The 16,218-nt window shown below is 43.8% G+C and carries 11 protein-coding genes; 1 reads left to right on the top strand and 10 read right to left on the bottom strand.

Annotation, left to right across the window (positions count from 1 at the left end; genetic code table 11):
• Window positions 1–194 precede the first annotated feature (194 nt).
• The 7 genes from RE628_RS07480 to RE628_RS07450 form a co-directional block, all read right to left on the bottom strand.
• Entirely contained in the window at window positions 195–1,403 is a 1,209-nt protein-coding gene (locus tag RE628_RS07480; RefSeq protein ID WP_309158184.1) for an alpha amylase family protein, read from the bottom strand.
• A 73-nt stretch (window positions 1,404–1,476) separates the two neighbouring features.
• Window positions 1,477–4,728: an S-layer homology domain-containing protein gene (locus RE628_RS07475; RefSeq protein ID WP_309158183.1), complete on the bottom strand. Its 3,252-nt coding sequence runs from the start codon at window positions 4,726–4,728 to the stop codon at window positions 1,477–1,479.
• Window positions 4,695–6,134, bottom strand: a complete 1,440-nt coding sequence (locus tag RE628_RS07470; RefSeq protein WP_309158182.1) for a hypothetical protein — start codon at window positions 6,132–6,134, stop codon at window positions 4,695–4,697. Before RE628_RS07470 ends, RE628_RS07475 begins: the two co-directional genes overlap by 34 nt.
• A 223-nt stretch (window positions 6,135–6,357) precedes the next feature.
• Window positions 6,358–6,480 carry a hypothetical protein gene (locus RE628_RS07465; RefSeq protein WP_309158181.1) on the bottom strand — a complete coding sequence of 41 codons (123 nt, stop codon included), beginning with the start codon at window positions 6,478–6,480 and terminating at the stop codon, window positions 6,358–6,360.
• Between the two features lie 140 nt (window positions 6,481–6,620).
• Window positions 6,621–7,016 (bottom strand): hypothetical protein, encoded by a 396-nt coding sequence (locus RE628_RS07460; protein ID WP_309158180.1) that lies wholly within the window; start codon window positions 7,014–7,016, stop codon window positions 6,621–6,623.
• 370 nt (window positions 7,017–7,386) lie between these two features.
• Window positions 7,387–7,737: an Imm3 family immunity protein gene (locus RE628_RS07455; protein ID WP_309158179.1), complete on the bottom strand. Its 351-nt coding sequence runs from the start codon at window positions 7,735–7,737 to the stop codon at window positions 7,387–7,389.
• Between the two features lie 15 nt (window positions 7,738–7,752).
• Entirely contained in the window at window positions 7,753–10,038 is a 2,286-nt protein-coding gene (locus tag RE628_RS07450) for a deaminase domain-containing protein (RefSeq protein WP_309158178.1), read from the bottom strand.
• Window positions 10,039–10,609: 571 nt separating this feature from the next.
• On the opposite strand from RE628_RS07450, the gene RE628_RS07445 reads away from it, so the two are divergent.
• Window positions 10,610–12,856 (top strand): M13-type metalloendopeptidase, encoded by a 2,247-nt coding sequence (locus RE628_RS07445; RefSeq protein ID WP_309158177.1) that lies wholly within the window; start codon window positions 10,610–10,612, stop codon window positions 12,854–12,856.
• Between the two features lie 122 nt (window positions 12,857–12,978).
• Here RE628_RS07445 and RE628_RS07440 read toward each other — a convergent pair whose 3' ends face one another.
• From RE628_RS07440 to RE628_RS07430, 3 genes are all read right to left on the bottom strand, one after another.
• Window positions 12,979–13,437, bottom strand: coding sequence for a phosphotransferase family protein (locus tag RE628_RS07440; RefSeq protein ID WP_309158176.1), 459 nt, complete (start codon window positions 13,435–13,437; stop codon window positions 12,979–12,981).
• A 105-nt stretch (window positions 13,438–13,542) separates the two neighbouring features.
• Complete coding sequence (locus RE628_RS07435; RefSeq protein ID WP_309158175.1) at window positions 13,543–13,944, bottom strand: phosphotransferase family protein; 402 nt, start codon at window positions 13,942–13,944, stop codon at window positions 13,543–13,545.
• A 134-nt stretch (window positions 13,945–14,078) separates the two neighbouring features.
• On the bottom strand, window positions 14,079–16,106 hold the full coding sequence (locus tag RE628_RS07430; RefSeq protein ID WP_309158174.1) for a beta-galactosidase: 2,028 nt from the start codon (window positions 16,104–16,106) through the stop codon (window positions 14,079–14,081).
• Between the last annotated feature and the right edge of the window lie 112 nt (window positions 16,107–16,218).

Below are 16,218 nucleotides of genomic sequence, written 5' to 3'. Positions count from 1 at the left end.
TCACATGATGTAAAAGAAAGTAGGTTAAAGGTGATGGCTATACGAGGATTAAAAGAAGTTATATTACATCTATTCTATAATAATAAAAATACTGACAGACCTACGTCAGAAAACGAATGTTCTCAAAAAAACAGGTCAATCATGGTAGTACCTGACCATAATCGACCTGCTTGCTGTTCATTTTGTCCCACCCATCAAGAATTAACAGACAACACTTCATCCAGCTTCTCCCACCAGCTATAGTCTTCCAGATGGCTCACATCGAACAACATGACACCGTGCGTACGTTCTTGGCACATCCGAACAGCTTTTTCAAATTGATCAATGTTTCCTTCATAATCCTTCAAATATAAGCTCGCGATGACTGGAATTTGCCCGTTAATTGCCTCTAGGCTCATTTGGATCGCGCCTTCTACGCTGTACCATTCCGCAGGCCTGCCATTATGTACGGCTTCTTCAATTCGCACTTCAGGATAATAACAACCTGTCATAATGAAATCCAATTCATCGGCATATGCGGAAATATGATATTCTTCAGATGCCCAAGGTAAATTCGAACGATACGTTTCACTGGCCCAATTGACACCTTCGTTGTAATATAACGGATACCACGATCCGACATAAATGCTGAAGGACAGACTTGGATTTGTGGATTGAACAACTTGCTTAGCAGATTGCACGAAATGTTTTATGTTCAGCGCACGCCATTCCGTCCATTTCGCGAACCAGTGCCCATACTCGATTTGTTTCGTACCTTCTTCTAAGGTAAATATGTCCTGTGGCCATTGTACTACCGGCTGCCCAATATATTGTTCGAATGCTCTCCTGCTTAATTCGCTAAAATCACCATAGACATTCGGATAGCGGCAGCGGTCTAGCACAATACCACTAATTTTATAGTTCGAGGCAATCTCCTTCAGAATCCCAAGCTCATGCTGTTGAACTTCTTCATGAATCGGATTCACAAAGATCGTATCATCATCCGCATTTTCAGCGGCTACCGGTTCTGAAGAAAGACTCGGCTGATACAGCATGACCTGCCAATCCTTTTTGTCGTAAGCAATACCATCTCTTGAACGAGTCGTCCCTTCTGCGAATACATCTACGTTAGCAATGACTTGAAGCCCTACAACACTTGCTTCCTCTATCATTTCTGCAAGAAAGTCTCTTCCTTCCCATACCTGATATCGTCCGTCCGACCAGCGGCTTACATGATAGGCATAAGAACTTGGGAAGGTCGTATGTCCATAGGGGATTTTAGCATCCACCACCAGGTAGGTTACCCCAGCTTGCTTCGCACTGTTCACAAGGCGCTGCATCTCCGCACGATCCGCTAATCGAACCCCATTCGCGATAAAATCAACCCACAATACATTTGCACCTTTTTCGATAGATAGACTCATATTGGAATCACCTCAAACTATATAAATTTAAAAATTCGGGGTGCCAAATTGATATCTGGCACCCGTGAATTCATTAGGAATTGATAAAGCCTAAATATTGCAGCATACGCTTCACAGCCACGGCTGCTTGTGCACGTGATGTATGAATATTCGGTTCAAACGTCGTACTTGTTACCCCTTTCAAAATACCTGCATCAAGTGCCTCCGCAACTGCTGATTGCGCCCAGACGCTAATCGATCCCTCGTCATGATAGACGGTCACGTCAAGCGGAGTAGGGGCTTGCACTGATTTGCCGGCAAAAGATAGTGCTCTGCTAATCATGACTGCCATCTGCTCTCTCGTAATGGAATCATGAGGCCTGAAGGAACCATCCTCATTGCCTTTTGCGATACCCGCATTTACCGCAGCACCTACGGCGCCAGCGAACCAATCTGAGTTAGACACATCATGAAACTTCGTGATGCTAGTGTCCGAATTCAAGCCTAACGAACGAACCAGTAGGCTTACGAATTCAGCACGTGTAACCTTTTGATCTGGAGCAAATTGGTCCACGCTCAATCCTTCGATAATACGCTTGGATGCAAGCAACTCAATATCAGATTTTGCCCAATGATTCTTCAAATCCTTGAATGTACTAGAAGATTGAATCACGGCGTATTTACTGTTACCATTCCGTTTCATCATCACGACCGTCTGACCGCCTTGTGTCGTAAATATGGAAGGTACGAAGGAGAACCTACCTGTACTCGGATCGATATAAATCGCTGTTGCCGTATCCGACGGTATAGATTGATCCAGAATGATATTGCGCTTCAAATACTCACTTCCAAAATTCGAGAAGGTTCTCATTTTCCCATTCGCCTCGACTCGAACAGAGAAATCAATCACCCGATCATCTACAAGTGTGGCGTTTTCCCGTTCAGCTTGACTTCGTATTTGTTCTAATTCTTTACCTTTCACTTGTTCAATCGTGACATAAAGAAACGCATCCTTGGCATCCGCCCCAAGCTCTTTGATGTACGCGGACAAATTAGTTAATGATACCGGCAATTCAAAGACGGCGTGATTTCCCTGGATTACTATGGTTGCGTTAGGTACGATCGTCAACGCATCGATGAGCGATTGTGCTGGAATGGCAACTTGTTGGATATCATCTTCACCCAGCAATTCAATCGTGACAGAACCGGACGACTCTTTGCTTCCCTTTAACCTTTGGAAAGCTTTATTCAATTCATCCGCGCTCACTACTGCAGTCAGCATCGTTTGTCCGTTTGGTTTCTTTTCCGACTTAAGCGTTAACGCACTGCTGTCGAGCTTCACATTCGTCGAAGGTTCCTCTTTTTCTTGAGGAGGTGTTGTGATATTACCACCGCCACTGTCACCGCCTCCATTGCTATTTCCACTGCTACCCCCTGGTTCTCCCTTAGAGGCACGGTATATCGACAGATTATAATTTATCGTCAAACCGTCTTCAGACATCACCTGAAGGATCACCGAATTCAATCCAACCTTGAGCTGCACAGGAATCGCCGAGTCATTCGCGTAGTTCTTACCGTCAACAAACATCTTTGCTGTCTTGTTGCTTGCACTCGCCATAATGTTCAATGTAGTAACAGTATTATCTACATCAACCTGATAGGTATAGATCGACGGGTTGAAGGAAGGGTTCAGCTTCCCCTTGTTTACCGTCAGTGTGCTCAATTGCGCTTTCGATGCAGCTTTGGAGAAATAGATGTTGACCATTTTGAGCCCATAATCCAGGTCAAGTGTCATTCGGTTCTTCACTTCGGGATTAATCGAGCTGTTGGCCTTAAGTTCGCTTCTTAGGGCTTCGATCTGTTGCTTAGCGATTGTTGCTGTATCGGCTCTCATATCTGCATTCGTATTCAACGCTTGCACTACCGGTTGAATTTTGTGGATAAGAGTATCACCTTCTTGTCTGCTCATCCCTTGGAAAGGAACGTAAATCTCATTAATTTTACGGATCATTTCTTCCATCACGGTCGCTAGAGGCTTGGTCGTATCATATTCAGGCAAAATGGCTTGATTACGATACACCCCGATCTTCAGCACCTTGTCATACTTATAATTAAATAGTCCTTCGAATTCAAATAATGCGGCTCCAGCTCCATCATTCTTTGTTGCTTCGGTAATTTGATCCACAACAGTCGATGTAGGATTGCCTTGGAACGTGTCTAGACCCGATGAGACGAATGCATTGTCCCCTGCTAATGCCATCGAGTTTTTCAAGTCAGCTACCGTTAATTCCGAACCCGGTGCATATGACATATGGAACAAGTGATCTATTAAATTATGATCTAACCAATATTTTGCTTCTTGCGCGTGCGATTTCGGTGCTTCCTCATAATTCGGCCATACCGCAGTTGTGATTTGTAGCTTTGGTTTGATTTGATGCGCTTCGTCAACTACCCGAACGACCCAGGAATTGATAATGTCCGCACGGAATTGTAGCCATTCATCCCAGTGGCTATCTCCTGGATGAAGGTCAAGCGGGTCAACGCCATATTTCTCGCTGAACAAATTGCGGGTATACGTGTCGTAACCAAAGTCATTCGTGTAATCTCCAGACCCTGGATACCTCGCATAATCCAAATGCAGTGAAGCAATGTCATACTTCGTGACGAGTTCGTTGTATACAGATGAAACGAAATCTCTAGCTTGCGGGAGCGCTGGATTAAGCCAATACCACTTGGCATTGTTACTGCCCTCTTCATAATCAATACCTTTTCTGCTGATCATACGCCAATCGGGATGATTCGCCACAACCGGACCTCCGGCAAAGAAGTTCTCCACCCAGGCATGAATTTCAATCCCCTGTTTCTTGCCTTCATCAATGAATGCTCCAAGTACATCAAAGCCTTCATACAAAGGATTTAATTCAGTATCTGGCAAAGACGTTGGCCAAGTCGTATATCCATTCCACCACGTTTCCAGATAGATGGCATTGATACCGGTCTCTTTGATTTTCTTCAAATGATCTCGAACCTGCTCCAGGTTCTTTTCCTTCGGCCTCATCCAGAGACCTCGAGTCTGTACTTTCGGAGACTCAAAATTCATGTAACTTGCTTCCGTCACTTTCTGATCCAAATCATTCAGTAAATCCATCAACCCATTGGTACCGCTTTCATTTAAGCGTTGTTTAGCCAGCTCATAAACGCCCTTCGCTTCTATAATCTTCTGTTCAATATCGGCATAAGGCACATCCAAAAATTGATTCTTGGATAACTGGAGCCCCTTCTCTGCACTATTGATACTTATCGATGCTTTATCTAAGTAAGATTCCGGCGTAAAAATAACCAACACTTCTTTTTAGCAAAATCCAGACTCAATTTGGCTCCGACCAGTGCGTTGTTCTTTAACCATGCGTTTTTAACCCCATGACCGGATAATACATAGCCACCTTCAGGAATTTTACTGTTGTTCCCGCCATTGTTCGTCACATATCCGTCCGCATTAACAATGACTTCATTGCCCCATGGGTTTGTGCCAGTCTCCTCGCCATAATTACGATCATAGACGATCAACTGATCCGATCCACGAAAGCCTGGATAAGGCACATTGCCGACATTGTCCCAGCCTCCGGGATTATCTTCTTTTACTTTCGGATTAAATGCATCAAATGAGGTTCTAGCCGCTTGGTAAATTAAACTATCCGTCACGAGCTCAACCTCTGTACCGATACTCACTTTGCCCGCTAGTTGACCATAGTATGGACTTGACGCTTGAATCGACAGCACATATCCATCCGCTGGAATGGAGGAATTGTTATCAAGATAGCCCCCTGTGTTGGGGTCGTTTGCAATTGCCACAATGTTGGTCACCTTATTTCCAACAACTGTAAGCTCCATTCCCCAAGCATTCTGATTAGTGGTTGCGCCATAAGTAGGCTGGTACAACACCACTTCTCCCGTTCCACGCGGTCCATTTATTTTATCGATACCTACCGCGTTACCATTCACTTTCAAATACTTGCTAGGTAGAATAGGAATATCTACGTTAATCGCTTGTACGGACTGCCCCACCACCAAATTCAAGGATGACGCAGCGTTGCCAGAAGCCGAAATGACATAACCGTTCCCAGGAATGTAGGTTCCACTTTGGCCATGATTATCATAGGTACTTTTCACAACCACTACATCATTAGTGATGATATATTGAACGGTATCTTCAGAGAACGGCCTTGTCATCTCACCATAATGGCGTGTATAGACCGCGATGGTGTTGATCGGTTGATCCTCATCTACAACGTCGATCGGTATGATGCCCTGCTCTGTGATGAGCTGTGGACCTCCGACCAGCGGTTCGGGTAGCGTGTAGCCAACAATCTCAACCGGGTCCCCCGGACTCATATTGTCTTTAATCCACTGTTCACTCGATCCGTGACCAAACAGTACAAAGCCATTCGTCGGTATTTGTACAGCACCTTCACGATAAGTAACGTCCGTAACACTGTAAGTACCTTCATGATAGTCCACCACTGCTGCAGCCGCGTAAGCGTTCGAATCTGTGAACTTACTACTGTTTTCCCTTGTAAACAAAATCATTTCATCTGCAGCTCCGATGGCTCGATTCACTGCTGTAATGCTGATGGTGTTGCCATTTGCAGCTTTTGCTGTGATGGCTTCATTGGCCGACACACCACCCAACGTCATTCCTGAAAAGATGAGAGCAAAACATAAGATGAAAGATAGCGTATTCTTTAATCTCATTTCGTACCTCCCCATATTGTTCATGAAAAAACAGCTTCCCAAGCACTCCCTCTTATATAACTTATCTCGTCTACAATTCTCATTTTTGCTGAATATTTCTTACAAGCATCACCTCCCATAATAATTGCGGAATATTCCTCTTTATATTCTATTTTAGGCGGAATATTCCTCCTTTACGAAATATCATAAATTATATGCCATAATCTAACAAGGTTTTTTAGACCTAGAATAAGGAGAACTCCCCAAATTTCAAATAGGTTAAGCGATGCGCAACAGCTGTACTTCCAACCAAATCCTGCATCACTTTCACCGCCGCTGTCTTTGCATCTTTAAGTTCTAGCTGCAAAAAAAGAGCTCGTTCCTACTCATAAAATGAGTGGAACGAGCTTTGAAAGTTTATTGAGTGTTTGAAATGTTTCATGTTTGGTTCGTTGGTTGTACTGTACGATCTTGTTGTTGGAGTTGTAAAGCAGCATCTCAGAAATACTACCCAATAAAAATTACTAATCCATCTCGATGAGTAAAAGCGATGGGCACTTCTGTCTCAATCAATTCGATTCTTTCAATAATTTTTATCCTCTTTTCCTCAGGTAAGTTCTCCTTCGCCCATTCTTTTATTTTTGATAATTCTTCTAAAACAAATGGAAAATCTTCTTCAATTAAATCGATCCCGACAGAAAATACTTTAGTCCATTTTAACCCTAATTCTTCAATTGCTGGCTCCCAACATTCTTGAAAGAAAGACTCAGCAGAAACAGGAATGAAAAACTTCTTTTCAAATTCATCCTTTGCCTCTAAAACCATAGCACTAATTGACATTACTTTCCCCCCAAACAATGCCTCAAAAGTGTAATCAGGAAATTCTTTTCTTAATTGTTCCAAGACACTCAGGATGACGCGGGGGATGGTGTTGTCTTCCCTTATAGGTTAGATACTCTTCAGGCAGGAACCACACCAGACATACAGAAGCATAGGGCAATTCTTGAATCTTGAATTTGTCACATCGGAATATCCATGAATAACAAGACATATTAACGGTAACTCCCGAATGGATTTGACTATATCCCCGCATTCCGACGCACTATTTGGATGCCATTCTCGATTTAGGACACTATCTATGCAGGGGCAATAATAGTTTTAATTTGCTTGGCTTCGATATCTCCCTCCCGCATATTGGACGGTGCGTGATGCGTGACGGTGGCAAATTAAGCTTGATAGAAATGAATGAAAGTATGCCTATTATGAACGATATTCAACCAATAACCTTAGCATTCTGCATCTCTGTTTTCAGTGAATCGATACGCAAACCCAAATCCTTAGCATCATCTAACCCTAGCTCATCAACAAAGTTATCAACATCAAAAGTTTTAATAATATTTCCCACTTCTTCATATATTCGGACGGATAGTACCCCGTTGTTTATTTGAAGACGAGCTAAACTAATATAAAATATAGTCTTTTCGGTCGCTCCCTCTTCTATTACATTCGCAAACTCATACATGCATCTTCCTCCAGCTTGCAGTGCATCCAATCCATCATTAATTGAATTACTGAATACCTCATCGACATATTCAATTAGCTCGTTATATTCCCATTCTTGCATAATGTTCCCCCCTGCCTATTTTACTACCTTCCCATCGTTTGTAAGTACGTTTACTGTAATGTTTGGGAATTCTCTTCTAAAAGCCATTATTACATCAGAGCAACTTTGACAAGTAAGACGTTCAGTAAACAGATTAATTGTACCTTTTGCATTTTTGTTGCCTGCAAGTTGAGATGCAATATCATTTAGAATTTTGTATTCAGTGTCATAGTCTCTTAAATATGCTTCAGGTGTATCAATTCTTGCGTTATCAGGGTCAACCTTTTTAGCATTAAATATTGGCTCCCCCTGAGGCTTCAAAGAAATATCCGGCAGTCCACCCTTATCCGTAGCTTCATTTACAGAACTATGAGCGAAAAACTCCTTCTTATTAATCCCTTGAACATCAACTTCTGCGTAGCCAAAGTTTCCTGATTTTTTCAACTTACTAGGCAACTGAGACCGTAGCTCTTTAACGCGGTCTAGAATGCCAGACAAGTCTCTAAGTTGACCCGTCCCCTCAATTTTCCTAAGCTCCTGCTCCTTCTGGAACTCAATAAAATTCCGCTGAATGTCATTCTTGGGTAGCTCAGGTGAATCGGTGTAGTACCGATCAGGAATCCGAAGTCTAGCTCCATTCTCAGTAACCGCCAACGCTCCACCATTCAGCTTAGGCAGAAGCTCAGAGAGTTGCTTGCTCAGTTTTCCAGATATCTTAACACCTGACTTAACTGCGCCTTCTACTAGTGTCAGCGCCAGAAAAGCTTTCACCAAGGCACGTCCATACCGCTGGCTCTCTTCATAACTTGCTTTTCCACTAAGTACTTTCCCCTGTAAATCCCAGATATCCTGGAATGGAACGACGAACTCTTCTGCGGCTCCTTCCTTCAGCACTTCCTTAATATCTTCCAGGGTAATATCCCCATTTGTGATCGCCTTGGCTAAATCATAATATCCCGGTAGTGTCTCTGTCCAGAACTTCGGATTGGTCGGATTTACGGACCAGACCTGCTTCAGAAGCTCGCTTCCCTCATCCCAAATCTGACTGATGATACCATCGCCGACACCGACAGATGTCATCGCCACGCCTAATCCACTGGATTTTACATTAGGATCATTCCAGTATCCCAACCCTCTTTCCGAATTCGCCAGTTCCAGCAACTCTTTTGTAATCAATCCATCTACTTCAAATTCCTTACCATCATGATACCTGCTTAATTCGCGCCATACGGCGAACATCGTACTGTAGTTATTCGCGATATACTGATATCCTGCTACAGCAACTAGCAACTCTTGATCATACTTCCCGGTAATTTCTCCGTGATACAAATTCATATCCTTCAGAAGTTGCTGCATCTTTCGGATGTCTTCCTCAGCAACTAATTGATTATATTCGTTAATCTGCTGCTCAAGCTGTAAGCGGCGAAGTACCTTTGCCTCCAGTTCGTCATATTTCTGACGGAGCTCAGCCAGATTCTTCGCTCCCCACATACCTTCCTCCAGAAGGGCCCTTATCTCTCCATCATCTAGTAATAGTGATCGATCATTCTTTAAGGGATTGTACCTACAAGCCTCCAGAAATCCACCTTGATAAAAATCCGCCAGGTCGATTCCTTCCCTATACCAATCGTCCGAGACGCCCATTTCTTCGAGCTTTTTCCGCTGGGCTTCGGCGTATTGATGTGCCGCTTCCATATATTCACCCTGACCATATGCCTTATAAACAACGTAAGCCTTCTGACTGCGGGCGATTTCTGTAAATGCCTCAGCGATTTTAGTTAATTCTGATTGGGCCAGTTTCTGGGCAAAGGCATCTTGGTTCTGCATTGTTTGCAGAAGAGCAGCAATTCGTGGATCTTCTTGAAAGGGAGATAAACGATCAATAATTCCTTGGCGCTGAAATGCTTGAAGTTGTTCGAATATATTGGGGAATGCAGGCGGCTCTGAAGTAGTGGACTTCGCAGGACCATACAAACGATTTCCTGTAATATCAGCCCACTGCTCGGAAAGAAGCGGGGATTTATGATCGAACATGAACGAGGACGGCTGAGTTTGAGCTAATTTTTCCACTTGATTGTCAGTATCTGCGTATTGGTTCGCAGCATATTTCAGACCGCTTACCTTCTCTCTCAACTGCTCATCAAGTTGCCTAGCCAGGATTTCGATCTCGCGAACCCGGCTTGCGGCTTCTTGAGTGGCGGTGCGCACATAATACTCGGAATAATTCGCTTCTGTATTTTGGAGCAGACGATTCACATCTTTGGTCATTCCGCTAATTTCCTGCTCTATGGTCTGTCGCAGATGCTCCACTACTCTAGCCAAATTGTCGAGTCGATCAAGATCTATCTTTTGAATAGAAAGACACCTCCCGTACACTCACTAATTACTCCATATGTTCTGGTTTCACATGCTGCAAAGGAAAGTAGGTTGAAACGTGATGGTTATACGAGGATTAAAAGGATTTATATTACATTAATTCTATCAATAAGTATTTAATTATACAATATTTGCCTTATAGGATATCAATTACAAAAACTCTGCATGGTCTAAACAAACTATCATGAGCAGTTTTTTTGCAGCAAAGAGGGTTTCCATCCTTCCAACTTTTACTGCTATATCCACACTATTTTCAGAACATTTCCAAAATTCCATGATTATTTTCGATTTTTTATAAACCTTCAAGCTTCTATTCCGTTAACAATAATGAGAATACTACCATACAGGTACTCATGCCCTGTCTGCGTATGTACTCAAATTACATAATTCCATTACTTCCAGGAGGAGAAAACGTGAAAAAACTTGCAGCAGTACTACTATCTTCATCCATTTTATTAAGCACACTTCCAGCCGGACTAGCCCAAGCGGCAGAGCCTAATGTAACACGGGAGAAGTTGTGAATTATCTATTGAATGCCGCCGATGATTACAACCCTGGTGTCAAGAAGGAAGATATTCTGAAAGGCTACGGCAAAGGAAATGCGAAGGAAAATCAGGACGTATCCAGAATCGAAGCCTTAATTATGCTAAGTCGTGCGTTCTCAGAACTGCCAGAGCCAAAAGGGAATGATCTGCGTATTTCCAACAACTCTGCTGAGTTCACCGACATCCCAAAATGGGCAGAGGATGAAATCGCCAAACTAACAGCAACGGGCATCATTAATGGTTATCCGGGCGGAAAGCTTGGAGCCTCCGACCACATCACTATGGAGCAATTAAGCACTTTAACAAAACGATTGATGGCCCTCAAAGGATCGAATCCACGCGATGATTATTATGAATTCGTGAATAAATCCTGGCTTAATAAATCCACGATCCCGTCTGGGGAAATGACCAACGGCGTATTTAATGAACTGGCAAGCGTGAACGAGGAGCGAGTCAAAGCAATCATTGATGAAATCGTGAAGAAACCGCAGCAACCTGGATCCATGGAGCAGAAAATCGCCGATTTCTACAAAACCACTCTCGATGTAGAGCATCGTAACCAACAGGGAATCAAGCCGATCGCTCCTTATTTGGCTGCCATTGATAAAGCTTCTTCCATTCAACAATTACTCGATACAACTTTAGAAATGGAAAGTGCTATGTCGAACGGTTCCCTGCTTTCTTTTGCCGTTATGGGAGATGCCAAGGACAGCAATGTCAACACTTTATATTTCTCGGGCCTAGGCACCGTTCTCGATAAGAACAGCTATGTCTCCGGAGATGAACGAACCAAGAACGTATATACTACGTATTTAACGAAATTGTTCAAGTTGTCCGGTGTAGATGAGAAATCCGCAAAAACGCAGGCTGAAGCAATGTACTCCTTCGAAAAAGAGTTGGCTGCAGCGACCATGGACATTCAGGATCAAGGAAACGTAACTAACTTTTACAATCCTTATTCCAAAGACAAATTTGTGGCACTGTTCAAGTCATTTGATATGGCTAAAATGATGAAGGAGCTTCACCTCGACAACACGGATAAAGTAATTGTAACCGACATTGGATTGGTTAATAAAACAGCTGAAATTTTAAACGACAAGAATCTGGACACGCTCAAAACCTATACCAAAGCATTATTATTAATCAGTGCAGGAAGCATGTTATCAGACGACTTCATTAAAATCAGCCAAGAGTTCCAGTCTGAAATGTTTGGTGTCGAAGGTGAGAAAACAAATGACGAAATCGCCCTGATGATCACCCAAGGGGTCATGAGCGATTATCTCAGCCAGGAGTTCGCAGAACGTTACTTCAGCAAAGAAGCCAAACAAGATGTCGAGCAAATGGTCAAGCAGTTTATTGAGGTTTATAAAGAACGGATTCAGGCCCTGGACTGGATGTCCGAGACAACCAAAGCCAAAGCCATCAAGAAGCTAGATAAAATGACAATCAAAATCGGTTATCCGGATAAATGGGACGACTCGCTGAATAACGTAACGATTAAATCCTATGAGGATGGCGGATCGTTGTTCGAAAATATAGTTGCTATCTCCAAAGCTAATAAAGCACGTGCAGTTGCTTCACTCGGCAAGCCTGTTGACAAGAATAGCTGGATGATGAGCGTCTACGACGTAAATGCTTATTACAACCCTTTGAACAACGAAATTGTGTTCCCGGCAGGAATTTTGCAGGCTCCATTCTATGACTTAAAGGCCAAGCATGAGACAAATCTGGGTGCGATCGGCATGGTTATTGCGCATGAGATCAGCCATGCTTTTGATAATCTTGGCTCTGCCTATGATGAGAACGGAAATGCAGTCAATTGGTGGACGCCAGAAGATTATAAGAAATTCCAAGAAAAATGCGAGCAAGTCATCGCCTACTACGATGGAGTTGAAGTCGTTCCCGGCGTTTATAATAACGGCAAACTGACCGTAAGTGAAAATATCGCCGACCTTGGCGGTATGGCAGCTTCGCTTCAAGTGTTGTCCAAAATGGAGAATCCGGATTACAAAGCTTATTTCGAAGGCTATGCAACAATCTGGCGTACTACAATGAACAAAGAAATCGCTGCTTATATGTCTACCGTCGACACACATTCTGCCAACAAAGTACGTGTGAACCGCACGGTCTCAAACTTCCCAGAATTCTACAAAGCCTATGAAGTAACCGAGAAAGATGCGATGTACGTCGCTCCTAAGAATCGCGTGAGTATCTGGTAATCCTATAAAATTGGCTAAATGTAATATACAAAAAGCTGGCGTCACGAAATTGCTGACGTCAGCTTTTTTTTGTATTTGAACTGTCGTGGAAATAATGATATATCGCGGCGGCTCGAGTGTGCCTACTTGTCTTCGCTCCTATCCAATCCATCCCATGTCTTCTGCAAAAGATTTGCAACCCACTCGATATGCCTCTTATCATCGTATTTCCGGTAAGCACATTCAATATGTAGAATGAGGACTAAATACAACTCATAAATTTGATTCCGAGTCTTCTCGGATGGGGTCAATTGCTCTATGCCATAGCCACGTAAGAAATCTGCAGATTGGCCCGACACTGCTCGAAAATTATATTCCAGCAAATAATCGCCCCAGAGTGCACGCTCACAATCGATCAAGCCTGTAATACGTCCGTCCTGGACAAAAACATTACCATCCCACAAGTCCCAATGTACCAGACAAGGCGTCTTAACTTCTGCTAAACTGTCCTGCGCTTGATCAAGCAATGACCAGATCTCTTCCTCTGTCATGGGCAAGACCACTCCGGCATCACGGGCGTCCGCTAGAATTCCATCGAACATGGCTCTATCACAACCTGCCAGTTCATTCCTTGCTGCTCTTGTAGAGCATAGTAGCCGAATCGTTCACCCTCAATGTCGTTAATCAAACGATTTAGACGGCCCAGTTCAGCTTCGATCGCCTCTCTCTTCCTGAGGCAGTGATTTCTTCACTTTAACGTAAGGCTCACCGGACATATACTCCATAACAAAATATTCCAGATTGGTCTGATCTCCGGTATAGTAATACACTTCTGGAACCGGAATACCGCCTTGGTCCCTTAAAAGACGGAGCACCTCTACCTCACTCCGCATCATTCCTTTTTCATAGCGCATCGACTTGATCGAAGGATCGGGAGCAACTTTAAGAACAACCTTCATTCCATCACTCAAGGTTAAAGTATAGGCAGTATTATACATTCCATCTGTCAATTCTTCTGTATGGACGATGCTTTTGGCGCCTGCGAATGTTGTATTTATGGCTTGTTCAAGTTCAGTTTGTGCCAGAGTTCTTCTTATTGCATTCTGCAACTCTATTCCTCCCCATATAGATTAAGCCACTCGCAGGATGTCGAGTGGCTTATCGGTGTATACGGATAATACTGCTTTCTTATGGATTTTTCAATATGTTTTGTTCATAACGATTGGATTAAGTAATAAAGTTATCAACGGTGCTCCAAGATCTTGACCCCTCGGCCTGGAACGACAATCTTGCCACTCACACGCTCTGTCGTAAGAAGATCAACAGCTTCTATTGATCCAAGATCAACCTCAACATCAGATGCATTGTGATTCAATAAGAATAGATAGGAGTTACCATCCTTCACACGTCGGGTAGTCTCAACTCCAGCCGGTGCATTCAGAAGTGGCTCAATTCCCTTCTCCGCGCACAGATTAGCTAGGAACCCATCAAGAAAAGCTGCTTCCGGACTGCTGGCTACATAATAAGCCTTGCCCTTGCCATAACGGTTTACGGTCAGAACCGGCATACCTTGGTAGAAATCCGAACCATATTCGGCTAGCACCTCGGCCCCCTCCGAATGGATCAAATCGCAGAGCAAGCCGCATTCATACTCTCCCTGCAGCTCACCCCAAGCCTGCTTCATCACGATCTGATTGTGCTGATCTGGGAACAAGGCATCGATCTCCTCTGCCCAAATGCCAAGCACGGAACGCAATTCTCCCGGATAACCACCAAGCGTAACCAGATCATTCTCGTTAACGATCCCACTGAAGAAGGTTGTTACGAAAGTGCCTCCGGCAGCTACGTAATCCTCCATTTTCTTCGCAAAGCCATCCTTCACCATATACATCACTGGGGCAATCACGATATCATACTTGCTCAGATCCTCATGAACACCAGCCATGTCTACTTCAATATTCATCTTGAAAAGAGCATCATAATACTTATGGACTTCCTTCACGTAATCTAGAGCGACCGTCGGCCCACTAGACAACCCGACAGCCCAGCGGTTCTCCCAATCGAACAGAATCGCTACCTTGGCATGAGCCCTTGAATCAAGCAGCTTATCAGATAATACCTGCAATTCCTGACCAAGCTCAGCACACTCACGGAAGACGCGGGTATGCTCATGACCGACATGCTCGATGACTGCTCCATGGTATTTCTCGCAGGCTCCAATCGAGCGGCGCAACTGGAAGAACATGACGGTATCAGCACCATGTGCAACAGCCTGGTAGCTCCATAGACGCATTACGCCCGGTCGCTTCAACGAGTTGTACGCCTGCCAGTTCTGCTGACTCGGTGTCTGCTCCATCAGCATGAAAGGCTGGCCACTCTTCAGTCCACGCATCAAGTCATGCGTCATCGCCGTGTAACTAACTGGAGTATCAAGAGCAGGATAGTTATCCCAAGAGACGACATTGAGGTACTCGGCCCATTTAAAATAATCGAGTTCAGGATACAATCCCATCAGGTTCGTAGTTACAGGAACGTCCGGTGTATATTTCTTGATTTCCTCATACTCTAACTTATAGGCTTCCAGCAGGCTATCCGATTGGAAACGGCGGTAATCCAGTGAAATTCCTTGGAAGTTCGTCCGATTTCCATCCCACTCCTCGCTCAGCTCATTCGGAGGCACAACTTCATCCCAATCATAGAAAGTGTGTCCCCAGAAGCGCGTGTTCCAAGCACGGTTCAAATTATCAATTGTACTATAGCGCTCCTTAAGCCAGACACGGAAAGCTTTTGCACAGTTATCACAATAGCAGTAACCGCCGTATTCATTGGATACATGCCAAACTAACAGCGCCGGATGATCTTTATAGCGCTCGGCCAACTTTCCGGCCATGAGTGCCGCATATTTACGATAAGTAGGCGAATTCGGACAAGAGTTATGGCGTCCTCCGAATCTGCGCTTTCTCCCATGTGCATCGACTCTTGTTACATCCGAATATTTTTTGGCCATCCATGCCGGGTGAGCTGCGGTACTCGTTGCCAGACAAGCATATCCTCCGCTCTTGTACAAGCGGTCCATCGTTGCATCCAGAACTGAGAAATCATAGGTCACTTCGTCCGGTTGAAGCATCGCCCAGGAGAACACGTTGATCGTAGCCACATCGATCCCCGCGAGCTTGAACATACGCTCGTCCTCTTTCCAGGTCTCCGGGTCCCACTGTTCAGGATTATAATCTCCGCCATACCATATCTTCGGAAGCTTATTATTGATCACTGCAAGCCACATCCTTTATCCAGAAATATAATTATATTTCAATTGTAACGTCATTACTTTCCGCATTATATATAATATAATTGAAACTAAATATAATAATATGGAACTATCA

This window comes from Paenibacillus sp. D2_2 (assembly GCF_031199965.1).
GTDB lineage: Bacteria > Bacillota > Bacilli > Paenibacillales > Paenibacillaceae > Fontibacillus.
This window is presented reverse-complemented; position numbering and strand designations above follow the sequence as displayed.